An 11,410-nucleotide genomic window follows, 5' to 3' on the forward strand; every position below is an offset into this window, starting at 1 on the left:
ATTAATAAATTTAATTCTATTGAAAATAGCTAAAGCATTGAAATTCTTGAATTTTAGCCGGATTAGTGAGTGGTAGTGAAATTTCTTTTACTCAAATTTAGGTATTCACTGACCGTTCTTGTTATAAATACCAGAATAATAAGCTACTGATATTCTCCACCTTTTTTATCTTTAATCCATCATAGCTAGCGATGCAACAAAGCCATCCCAGTGTCTGGGCACTGGGATGACAAAAAAGGAGGCACTAGGATGACAAAGGAAAGCTACTCGGATGATACCTTTTTTCTACTTAGTTTGGATTATGCAAGAAGTCTATTATAATCAGGCTTTAAGTGTGCGGAAGTAATTTTTTGCGTTAGAGTAAAAAAATTTTTTCTATAGCTAATCAAAGTGGGATCAAGAGAAACTTACCACTTTCTTTACAAAGGGTTTGATGTTATCATTTGACTGCCTATTCTGAATTTATTGAATGAACGTTAACATAAAGAATCTAGTTCATGCTTTCTCTAAATTGCCAAGTTTAGGGCCATCATCATCACGCAGGTTAGTTATACATTTACTCCAAAACAAAGAAAAAGTTATGCTACCACTTGCATCTTTGATTAAAGAGCTAGCAGATCTTATAATAGAGTGTGAAGTTTGCGGAAATCTAGATACTAAGTCACCTTGTTCTATTTGTACTAACCCAAAACGTGACACTAAGTTACTGTGTGTAGTAGAAGAATTAGGTGATCTATGGGCGTTTGAAAAAGGAAATATATATTCAGGTTTATACCATGTTTTGGGTGGCAGATTGTCTGCAATAAATGGCATAGGTCCAAAAGAACTCAACCTTGACACTATTCTGAAAAGAGTGACAGAGTCTAAAATTGAAGAGATAATTATCGCAATTAATCCGACATTAGAGGGCCAAGTTACTGCACAATATATAATTGAATTGCTAAAAAATTTGGATGTGAAAATATCACGCCTTGCTTGCGGCATACCAATGGGCGGAGAAATTGACTATCTTGATGAAGGAACGCTGAGGATAGCACTTACTTCAAGACAAGAATATGAGTTAAATATAAAATAAGACATGTGCTTAAAAAAACTTATATCGCTAATAACATTCAAAAAGAAAAAAATAGTGCCACCACTTAAAGTGGTGGCTTGGGAAAATAACCACCTAAACTATAAGCAATTTTCAGGTAAATTCAACACTATAATTAAAACAATTGATCAGTCTTTTACAATAATATCTTTGGAAGGATATGATGGATGGGGCAAGACGTTTTTTTTGAAAGAATGGGTAAAAGAGTTAAAACAGCAAAATGAAATTGCAGCTTATTATAGTGCATGGGATATCAATGCATTGGACCAACCACTGCCTTCTTTTTTAAATTTCCTATTTGAAGATTTATTTGTATCGTATAAAGTAAAAAGAAGTGTTATACAACAGTTCAAGAACATAAACCAAGAGCTATTTTCTCTAAACACACTAGGAAAGCTGATCAGTAAATCTCCACTTGCTATGCTTTCAGTATTTCTTGATGCTGCAAAAGAGGCTGATAAAAAAGACATAGGTTTTGTCTTGAGTGAATTAAGTCTTCTCCAAAGAAGAAAAGAGAGTACTAGAGATTTTAAAACACAGTTAGCGGATGTGGTTAATAAAATCAGAAAAGACAAAAACATTTATATAATGGTGGATAATCTTGATGTGTGCCGTCCTAAATTCGTTGTCGATTTTTTGGAATCTATAAAGTATATGCTTGATGTGGAGGGGCTGGTTTTCATTATTTCTGTAAGTAAAGATAAGAGTAATGTACAAAGAGCAATCAGCACAATACTTGGACCAAATTTTGACCTAAAATCTTTTACTGATCTCTCTTTACATTTGCCAAAACAACCGATAGAAAAATTTACAAAAGAACTATTTGAAAATATTAAATTACCGAAAAAGTCAAAAAATTTGATTGTAGATAGTTTTATATTTTATGCAGAAAGCCTGTCACTATCGTTAAAAACAATAGAATACTGCGTAAAAAAAATAAAGCTGTGTCTTCTGAATCACACAAGAGAAGAATTACCTGATCCGAATTTGTTTTCATTTTTGGTAATACTGCAATCGATAAATATTGATATATATGAGGAATTAGGTTTTTCATATCAAAGAGCATTGGAAAAAATTGAAAATGAATATAAATCTTTAGTTCTAAATGGTCAAGAAGAATGGGAAAAACTTAAAACCTCTCTAGAAACTGCTTTTGCAGAGAGGGAGTCAAAAATTAACAAAGCTATAAAGGATATACTATTTTGAAAAGATACCCTACCTTTACATATACAAAGATAGGGTAACATTTGCTTAACGCCCTTTTACTATGTCATTACCTTGTTCAAACTTTCTGATTAATTCGCTTACATTGACATTAGATAATTTTTTACCTGCAGATTTGTCATTATGTGAAGCATCAGGTTTACGAAGGTCTTCCTTACTGTTACTCCTAGTAATATTACATCTAACAATGTTTGAATTATTAGACTTATCGCTTACATCTGAAATATTGCTTTTTTCACTACATGAAGACGAATTACTCGACATATTGCCTAAGCTAAAGAGCTTTTTACCTTGATAGATTGGATTCCAATCAAGTGGATTATAAGTTTTTTTGCTAGTCTCAACCTTTTGGTTATTTTGCTGTTTAGGAGAAAAACCAAGTTTTTCTCTTTCTTTCTTGCTTAGCGTTTTGAGAAATTTTACGGTTTCTAATTCATCAGTTGCTTGTACTTTATGTAAATCAAAGCTTTTTTGATGGTTATCCTGCTTAACATTTTCCATCATTTTATCTTTTATTGTTCTATCCTCATCATCAGAAGTGCTGCTACTAATATCACTGATACCACTATCCCCTGAATTGCGGCGTTGTTTGTTAGGAGTGCTATGAATGTTGTCTTCCATGAGTTTTTGCATTGTTGGGCCAAATGTTCTTCCAAGATTGCTACTCACTGTTTTATTACTATCATTTGCTTGAGAATGAGGTACATTTCGCTCAAAAATTGCTTTTATTCCAGCAAATTTAGCTTGGGAAGATTTCGGAGGAACAGGTGGGGCAACCATGCCTTTTGAGTTAATCTTTCCTTCATTTTGAGGAAAAATTTTTGGATTATTTTTTTCTACTGTAGTATTCATTTTTTTACCTCTAAACCTATTAACTAATAAAAGTATAAACTTAGAGGTATTAATTTTGTAATAACAATGCTAATAGATTACCGCAGTTTCAATAAGCATCACCAGAGGATTCTCTATATAATGCTTAAAGGCATTTAAAAACTTTGCTCCGAGTGCCCCATCAACTGCTCTATGGTCAACAGAGAGCGTTACTGTCATTATTTCTGCTATTTCTATTTTCTCATTCATAACAATTGGTTGTTTTTTAGATGCACCAACTGCCATAATGCAAGATTGCGGCGGATTGATTATAGCACTGAAGGCTTTTATACCAAACATCCCTAAGTTGGAGATAGTAAACCCTCCTCCTTGAAACTCTTCAGGTTTCAATTTTCCAGATCTTGCTCTGCTTACTAAATCTTTCACTTCTTTTGATATAGATAAAATACCCTTTTTATCAGCATTTTTTACTATAGGAGTAATTAGCCCATCTTCAAGTGCCACAGCGATTGAAATATCTATATTTGAATATCTCAGTATTTTATTATCTATCCACGAAGAATTTATATCAGGAAATTTTTTCATGCTGAAAGCTGCAGCTTTTATGATTAGATCATTAATTGTTACTTTATTGTTTTCATCTGCTGAGTTAATCTCGTTTTTTAACGATATTAACTTATCAACCTGGCAGTCTACAGTTAAATAAAAATGTGGAACATTCTGTTTTGATTCAGTCAGGCGCTGTGCTATCACTTGGCGCATGTTGCTTACTTCAACTATGGTATCTTTCTCAGGACTTTCAGTATGTATACCACTGCCTAAAAACTCCAACACATCAGCCTTAATTATGCGACCATATGGTCCTGTACCTTTTAATTGCTGCACATTAACCCCTTCATTTTGAGCTATTTTCTTAGCTAATGGGCTTATTTTTGTTCTACCTTCTGCATAACCCTCTGTCATCTGAGTAGCTGACACTGGGATCCATTCTTCTTTTCTAGATCCCAGTGTCAAGCACTGGGATGACATTGAGGGGTTGGATTCCAGCGTCACGCGCTGGAATGACACCGAAGAATGACTTATTGGCTTTCCGTTTAAATCTTGGTGTTCTGATTTTTGATTATCAACAGCACTTTTTGTCACTTCCTTTTTAACTGCACTATTGATGGAAGTTGAAGTATAGTTGTTAAGTGCACTTTCATCTTCTCCTTCTTCCAGCATTAAAGCTATTGGTTGATTTACAGGCACGCCACTTGTTCCTTCTGTTACTAAAATTTTTGCTAAAACTCCTTCATCTATAGATTCAAACTCCATTATGGCTTTATCAGTCTCTATCTCAGCAATTACGTCGCCTACTTCAACTTTGTCTTGTTCTTTTTTATGCCACTTTACAATTTTTCCTCCAGCTTTGCTCATTGTTGGTGAAAGAGCAGGCATTAATATTTCTATAGGCATTGATTTTGCATTTAAAGATCTATTCAATTTTTAATTTACTCTTTATCTTATGTCAACCTAATCGTGAATTATGATGAATAAGTCTGTTACACTATCCCTCACGTTATCCCAGTGCGTGACACTGGGATCTTGGTTCAGTACTATTATCCTATTGTTTTTATTATTTAGCCATAGCTTGTTTGCTAACAACTTTGTTTCAACCAAATCAAATAAGATCAACATGAGAACGGGGCCAGGGTTTCACTATCCTGTAAAATGGATATACACTTGCAAAAATCTGCCCCTGAAAGTGATAGAAGAGTTTGAGAGTTGGAAAAAGGTCTGCGATATAGATGAAGACTGCGGATGGATAAAAGGCAATCTTCTTAGTGATAAGCGCTACGCGATTGTAAAAGAAGATACTTATGGATATCAAAAACAGAGTGTAGACAGCAAGATTACTATGAAAATAGACAAGTTTGTTGTGATGAAGATAGAAAAATGCAACGAAGAATGGTGCTTTCTTTCCACCCCAAAACGCAAAGCATGGGTACAAAAAAAACATATATATGGGGTTGATTAGGTTGACAAAAGATCTGAATTAACACTAGTTTCTGGGCCTTCTGTAGCATGCTCTTCAGATGAAGCAGAGGGTTCTTGAGGCTCTGGAGACTGTACAGGGCTATCACAGAAACTCCTTAACATCTCCTCAGCGGATGAATCTAAAATTTGTACAATAGACTTTTCACTCTGCTCTTTTAGCGATTGATCCACTCTAGAAATCAACTCAGAAAACTCGCTACCTGATTTTTCAGCTTCACTTTTTATTTTACTTTCTATGCTTGCAATATTACCTTGGTCAATTTCTTCTTTTGTTATGTTGAATGACTTTGCAACATCTTGATATCCAATCTTGCAATTTCCACAACCAATTATGCAAAAAGTAATAGAATCAGATATTTCGCTTGCAGCCCAATTATGTATAGTGTAAGCCAAATAATTGTCATGGTATTTAATGCTAAATTGTTGTTCTATTAACTCAGAAATTTTATTCTTTAGAGACATAAAGCACCCTCCTACATTCGTTATACCTTTTTGTTAAGATACAGCAATTACACCATTTACTACATGCTTTACTTTAATTAATTATTAAAACAAGAGCATCATTTCCAGAGCTATATCTTTTTACCTTGATAATTCTTTTTTGACTTCCTCTTTAATTATCCCACTTATATTCACGTTAAGATCCCCTACCCAAAAATCAGTCATAGTTTCAAGATCGTATAGATCCTCTATTACTTTTTTAATAGCAGCATTTATTTCTTCTTCGTCAAATTCCTTTATAATAGGTCTAATCTTCACATACCCTGGAGAGCCTTTACCATAAATTCCTTTGCTTTTATTAATGCAGCCACCTGCACCAGATCTACTGCTTCTCAAACCACTTCCACACTCTACTGTTTCATACTTGATTTCACCATTTTCTATATATGCTATTTGATTGTCTTGTGTAGACTTCAGTTTATCTGCCTTTACAATTTTCTCCTCTAGCTTTAAATCTTGCTTATGAATTACTGTTTCCTCATAACCCTTACCACCGTATATTCTATACTCACCTCCACCTGCAACAGTAATCAGTTGCTGGCAATGTTGCTTCTGCGAATTGCACATTTCTATGAAAACAGGTCCCCCGTCCTTATCTGAGAAGTTACTTTCCTGGTTACCCCCTCCCTCTGTGACTTGCACCTTAATTATAGGATAATTAGGATCGATTTTCAGTTTAGCTTTAATATAATCTCCTGGCATCCCTACTCTGCTTTCAGTAGAATGGCATTTTTGATTGTCACAGCCACTACCTTGTATATGACCTGCTTCACCACTTCCCCACGCTTCTATTTTAATACGATCAAATTTTATTGATAAGTCATCTGTATAAACATCTTTATTTTTATGATCATAGGATTTTTCATTATTTTTTTCAAGATCTGGTTTCTTATTTTTCAGATGTTCCTTGATTATCTCTTTTAATTTTTCTTTTAATTTCTTTTTGAGACCTTCTAAATCGAACCTACACAATTTATCAGCGTAAAAAACCTCTGTTCTGTTTGCTTTAATCAGTTGATCTTTTAATTGTGTACACTTTCGTACTTCATTTTTTTCATCTCTTAATACTTTACCATCCTTATCTTTACAATCCACTTCCTCATACCTTAAGTAGAATGGCTTATCATCTTCATTTTTATTCAAATATTGTTTTGAACGGCTACACTTTCCATCAAAGCAGATGCAACCATCATCACCTTGCTCACATCCTTCTTTATGCTCTACATCCGTCAATTTGTATACTACTTTCAGTCCTTCACCAGATTTTAATTTTTCGTCTATTTTGCTATCTTTCTTCACACAATAACTGCATTCTTCCTTCTTCTGCTCATTTTCATCAGGGAAGAAAACATACTCTTGCTTATTAAATATTATTTTATCCAACCTCTCTTGAGTTTCTTTCAAAGGGTAAACTATTTCCTTGCTTGGAAGATAATAGAACTGATTTGATTCCTTGGAGTAAACAGCATTGTATTTAGTATATCTTGTTCCCATTAATTTTAGTGGTATTATTTTATTTTCTCTTTTAAGAACAAACTCCTCTGGTTCTGGCTGCCATCCAGAAAGACAAAGCATTTTACTGTTAGAATTTCCTTTATACTTTACTTCTATTTCCGGCTGCCCAGAGTTATTAAATTCACATTGAATAGATTTGTCTTTTAACTTTTTCTCAAAATCATTAAAACTATAAAAACTTCCGCCTTTAGAACATTTAATTTGCACATCAGGAACATAGCCATATTCTTTCAGAACTTTAAATTGTTGCGGATTACTTTCTAATATACCTTCTATAATATTATCAATATTACTATCAGTTGTTTTTGCTACTATTGCTGGTTTTACTACTTTTAAAGATAGGGGGCCAATGTTTATAGGATGGTTGAGGTCAGTATTAACATTAAAAGTACAGGAACCATTACTATAGGTTCCATGTGCTTTAGCACAAGTGCTCTCACTCATCTTCATTTCTACTTTCAATGTATTTGCATTTACTATCTCCACTATCTCAGGTTCTGGAGCAGGTGGTGCAGGAAAACAGCGGATGAACTGTGGATTGTTTTCATCTATACTTTGAGTTCCAAGGTATTCAGCGCAGAGCTTATCTTTTTCTCTATAAGTTTTGAAGTAGTACGTGATGCCATCTTTGTCTAAAATAGAGCGCCACTCAGCTTTATTTTCTCCATACCCTTTAGGGAAATCTAATTTTTCTCCAATCTCTCCGTCTCTTCCTTTCAGATCACCAATGATTACCTTAACCTTAGGATTAAAGTAATCATTGTCTTTATCTGTTATAGGAACAATTCTAACTTGTGGAAGCGACATTGCAAGTTGTTCACAAAATGGAGGGGGGCCAGGTGCAAGTGGAACAGGAGCACATTTTACTGCCGTTTGGTAGCAGGTATCACAGACTTTTTCCATCTCCCCAGAACGGAAAATATTCTCACCCGAAAATACTCTAGAACCCCATGAAGAAATTCCTGACATACAAGCCCCTTTTTGACTGCAAGCACATATTTTAGGAGAGTTAGCGAATCTTCTTTTTTCCTCATCAGTAACACCGTCTGCCCATTCCCATTTAAGACCCCGAGCAATTTCTCCTCCAGCTTTTGTTTTATCTCCTTCCCAGTCGATAAAAGCTGCAGCAGAAACTCCAGCTCCTGTACCTTGCGTTCCATATATCTGGCGGCAGGATTCCCCACTTTGTAAGTCATCACAATAACTTTGTCCATCATAAGCACATACTCTAATTTTGGGATTAAAGTAACCATCAACTCCTTGATCTTTTATTGCTTGCACCTTAATTTCCTTTACCCAATCTCCACCAACTATTGCTTCCCACCAAGTATTACTTTCTACAAATGTTGGACAATCAGCATATCCTTGATACGAAAGACCAAGTATCAAAAAAAATATCAATAAGAAATTAAGCCTTACACTTCTCATAAAATACCGGTAACCACTCATTAACTTCTTCTCCTTTTTCTTTTATTGCCTCATACATATACTTTATAGTCTCTTTGTTAGCTGAAAGTACATGTATTTCTTGCATATCCTTCAAATCCAGATTTAAGGTTACTAATCCTTTGTACTGTTTTATCAAAAATAAACCTTCCTGTGTTGGCGTCTGCAGAATTATATTCAGCTCCTCTTTCGATAGAGAAAATGCCTTCATGTATAATCTATTTGCATTGACGTTCGGCATCAAGATTCTTGTATCAACATGTTTATCTAAATATTGAGTAAATTTGCTAGCAAATGCGAGATTTAAATTCTCAGTACTTAGGATTACTACAACATTTAGTTCCGTCATTCTTTGCATCCAGTTATCAAACTCTTTCTCTGTAGGAAAAATATTACTTATCTCCCATGCTTCATCCAAAACAAGTATTGCAGGCGAGCCATCACATTTTGCCTCAAAAGAATATAAAAAATAGTAAAGTATCACGGACATACATTCCTTTTGTTTTGTAAGGTTTGCGGTGTTGAGAGATATAATTTTTGTTTCCCAGTCAATATCTGATTCATCACCATCTTGAAATAAGTAAGCAAAGTCACCATCGTCACACCATCTACTTATCTTACCCCCAAGGAGCAAGAGCACCTCAGAAATTTGTGAAATAGAACGTGATTCCTTGGGTATAGCAAATATAGAATCCACAATTTTTCTTATCTTTTCTTCTACGTCCACCAAGCTCGTATCGGCTACCATTCTTCTGATCAGTTCAACCAACATATTGCGATTGGAAGCACTATCTTCAATGTTTAGTGGATTAAATTTTAGGCTTTTGTCCTTATATTTTGGATCGATTATGTAATATTTACCACTCACTGCTTTAGTAAAAATTATTGATTTTCCAGTGTTATCCAATATGACAATTCTTGGGTTAAACTTTCTTGATTCTGATAATAGAAAATTAATGAGTGAAGTTCTGCCTGAATTTGGAGCTCCGAGTATCGTAGTATGGCCATTATTTCTTTTTCCATGAAAATTAAAGAAGTAAGGATTTCCTTTTTTTGAAAAAAAAATCATTACCGCTTCTTTCCACCTTCTTCCTTTTAATGTACCTGACGTAAAATCGTGCAGCATAGCAAAGCTGCAAGCGTATTTTGTTAAGATATTTTTCGGTTGCGTAATAAAAGCAAAATTGCCTGGAAGTTGTGCCCAAAAATGACTTTCCATATGTAAATCAGTTCTAAACATCATGAAGCCAACTAATGACATTATAGAAGATAAATCACTAATACTTTCAGCTAACTTATTCCTATCATCTGCAAATATTGTAAAAATAATTTTCTGTTGGCAGAAGTCTATACTAGAGGTCTTTTCAAGCTCTATTATTTCTTCAATTCCTGAGCTTTTAAGTAAGGTATTATCCTCACTAATTTGCAGCATGTTGATTTGTTTTTTAAATTCTTTTATTGCTTTGTTATTACTAGTAAATATCATTATTTCTGTAATGATAAATTCAGATTCAAGCTGCAAGCATCCATCTATATTACCTAAAGAGATTTCCCGGTATTCTTTTATGCTGAAAATAGAGCCAAATTTCTGTTGATTTTCAAATATTGTTTGAAACGTATTGAAACCAAAAGCTATTTTAAAATTTCTAATATATTGCGACAGGTCCCTTTCATGTATTGGATAATCTTTGTGCGTTAATGTAACAATATAGTGGAGAAATTCTATCATTTCAGAATATATTTTACCTTCACTAAACCTTAGACTCAGTTTTTTAGCTCCAAAAGGTCCTAAATCATTTTGAATTACGTCAGTTATCTTTTGCAACTCCTGATGGCTTTCTTGTAAAGACAACTTATGCTTATTCTTTATTCTATTGAAAAAAAACGAATTATTAGTATGCTTGCCAAAATCGCTAAACAATATTACAATGTATAGTTCATTTATATACTGTAATTTACTATCAGTTAGTTTATTAAACCACGTTGAATGTAGGTTGTCAGAGAAGTCTTCAGTTTTATTCCATTTCAAGCTCAGTTTATTGCGCTTTCTAACGGTATGAATCCAAACGGTAAAACACAGGCTATTAATATTTTTTGATATGCTTTTTCTAATTTCAGTTCTGAGGTCGCTGTAGTTATCAACAGAAGAATAATCTTCTAACTTGATTATTTTTAACAATTCTCCCTGTTTTGTTAGTATGGTTTCTTCATCGTAATGACAAGCATAAGGAACAAAATCTAAATCAATGCTTTCTAGTAATGCTAAGTTGTTCTTTTTTTTAAGCTTAGAGTTAACTGTTGGTACTTTTAACTGCATATGCGTATTCAATAAAGATAATTAAAAAAGATAAAAATACTATCTTAATTTTTATCTTTTTTTTCGCTATCGGATTGTAATTTTATATCTTTTGCAAAGTTAAATTTTTCTTTTAAGTAGTCTGTTGCCTTTTCTGTACTACCGAACATCAGGACCAGTACACCAAACATTATCATAAAAAAGATTAGACCTCTGAACACTACTGCAAGTATCACTGCAGCTATACACAACCCTATGATTGTTGAAGGACTCATATTTTCTACAGTATCTTTAACTGAAAATGAAGAAATAAAATTTTTTACCGTTTCTTGTATACCCTTTAATTCATCACTCGCCGAACTTGCTTCGCTAGAATATGATGCAAAAATGAAACTTAATAAGGCTATAAAAACCAAAACTTTATTCAATTGAATGCGCATCAACTAAATACCTTTTAAACATTTCTT

The 11,410-nt window shown here is 33.7% G+C and carries 9 protein-coding genes; 3 read left to right on the forward strand and 6 right to left on the reverse strand.

All coding sequences use genetic code 11. The annotated features are described in order from the left end of the window. Positions 1 to 469: 469 nt before the first annotated feature. Positions 470 to 1,075 (forward strand): recombination mediator RecR, encoded by a 606-nt coding sequence (gene recR, locus OZD64_RS00475; protein WP_010963080.1) that lies wholly within the window; start codon positions 470 to 472, stop codon positions 1,073 to 1,075. Between the two features lie 3 nt (positions 1,076 to 1,078). After that, positions 1,079 to 2,299, forward strand: a complete 1,221-nt coding sequence (locus OZD64_RS00480; RefSeq protein ID WP_010082095.1) for a KAP family P-loop NTPase fold protein — start codon at positions 1,079 to 1,081, stop codon at positions 2,297 to 2,299. A gap of 45 nt (positions 2,300 to 2,344) precedes the next feature. Here OZD64_RS00480 and OZD64_RS00485 read toward each other — a convergent pair whose 3' ends face one another. Further along, a complete protein-coding gene (locus tag OZD64_RS00485; protein ID WP_007550761.1) occupies positions 2,345 to 3,169 on the reverse strand; it encodes a hypothetical protein in 825 nt (274 codons plus the stop codon). A 69-nt stretch (positions 3,170 to 3,238) separates the two neighbouring features. Continuing rightward, complete coding sequence (locus tag OZD64_RS00490; protein ID WP_010963079.1) at positions 3,239 to 4,603, reverse strand: pyruvate dehydrogenase complex dihydrolipoamide acetyltransferase; 1,365 nt, start codon at positions 4,601 to 4,603, stop codon at positions 3,239 to 3,241. A gap of 70 nt (positions 4,604 to 4,673) precedes the next feature. Here OZD64_RS00490 and OZD64_RS00495 point away from each other — a divergent pair, with 70 nt between their 5' ends. Next, positions 4,674 to 5,165 (forward strand): SH3 domain-containing protein, encoded by a 492-nt coding sequence (locus tag OZD64_RS00495; RefSeq protein WP_007551030.1) that lies wholly within the window; start codon positions 4,674 to 4,676, stop codon positions 5,163 to 5,165. Here OZD64_RS00495 and OZD64_RS00500 read toward each other — a convergent pair. From OZD64_RS00500 to OZD64_RS00515, 4 genes are all read right to left on the reverse strand, one after another. Next, positions 5,162 to 5,647: a WBM0748 family T4SS-associated protein gene (locus OZD64_RS00500; RefSeq protein WP_010082090.1), complete on the reverse strand. Its 486-nt coding sequence runs from the start codon at positions 5,645 to 5,647 to the stop codon at positions 5,162 to 5,164. The two genes, OZD64_RS00495 and OZD64_RS00500, sit on opposite strands and share 4 nt — an antisense overlap. Positions 5,648 to 5,767: 120 nt before the next feature. Next, positions 5,768 to 8,629 (reverse strand): hypothetical protein, encoded by a 2,862-nt coding sequence (locus OZD64_RS00505; protein ID WP_274999110.1) that lies wholly within the window; start codon positions 8,627 to 8,629, stop codon positions 5,768 to 5,770. Then, the gene (locus OZD64_RS00510; protein ID WP_274999111.1) at positions 8,610 to 10,964 is read right to left on the reverse strand and encodes a VirB4 family type IV secretion/conjugal transfer ATPase; all 2,355 of its coding nucleotides are present in this window, start codon (positions 10,962 to 10,964) and stop codon (positions 8,610 to 8,612) included. Before OZD64_RS00510 ends, OZD64_RS00505 begins: the two co-directional genes overlap by 20 nt. A gap of 44 nt (positions 10,965 to 11,008) precedes the next feature. Further along, positions 11,009 to 11,383 carry a hypothetical protein gene (locus OZD64_RS00515; RefSeq protein ID WP_022626145.1) on the reverse strand — a complete coding sequence of 125 codons (375 nt, stop codon included), beginning with the start codon at positions 11,381 to 11,383 and terminating at the stop codon, positions 11,009 to 11,011. Between the last annotated feature and the right edge of the window lie 27 nt (positions 11,384 to 11,410).

This window comes from Wolbachia endosymbiont of Drosophila tristis, from assembly GCF_028981745.1.
Lineage (GTDB): Bacteria > Pseudomonadota > Alphaproteobacteria > Rickettsiales > Anaplasmataceae > Wolbachia > Wolbachia pipientis.

Bases quoted from the DNA above. Each gene is read 5' to 3' on its own strand.
- OZD64_RS00515 (WP_022626145.1), bottom strand. From the start codon at position 11,383: ATGCGCATTCAATTGAATAAAGTTTTGGTTTTTATAGCCTTATTAAGT.
- OZD64_RS00490 (WP_010963079.1), bottom strand. From the start codon at position 4,603: ATGCCTATAGAAATATTAATGCCTGCTCTTTCACCAACAATGAGCAAA.
- OZD64_RS00485 (WP_007550761.1), bottom strand. From the start codon at position 3,169: ATGAATACTACAGTAGAAAAAAATAATCCAAAAATTTTTCCTCAAAAT.
- OZD64_RS00505 (WP_274999110.1), bottom strand. From the start codon at position 8,629: ATGAGAAGTGTAAGGCTTAATTTCTTATTGATATTTTTTTTGATACTT.
- OZD64_RS00510 (WP_274999111.1), bottom strand. From the start codon at position 10,964: ATGCAGTTAAAAGTACCAACAGTTAACTCTAAGCTTAAAAAAAAGAAC.
- OZD64_RS00480 (WP_010082095.1), top strand. From the start codon at position 1,079: ATGTGCTTAAAAAAACTTATATCGCTAATAACATTCAAAAAGAAAAAA.
- OZD64_RS00495 (WP_007551030.1), top strand. From the start codon at position 4,674: ATGATGAATAAGTCTGTTACACTATCCCTCACGTTATCCCAGTGCGTG.
- recR (WP_010963080.1), top strand. From the start codon at position 470: ATGAACGTTAACATAAAGAATCTAGTTCATGCTTTCTCTAAATTGCCA.
- OZD64_RS00500 (WP_010082090.1), bottom strand. From the start codon at position 5,647: ATGTCTCTAAAGAATAAAATTTCTGAGTTAATAGAACAACAATTTAGC.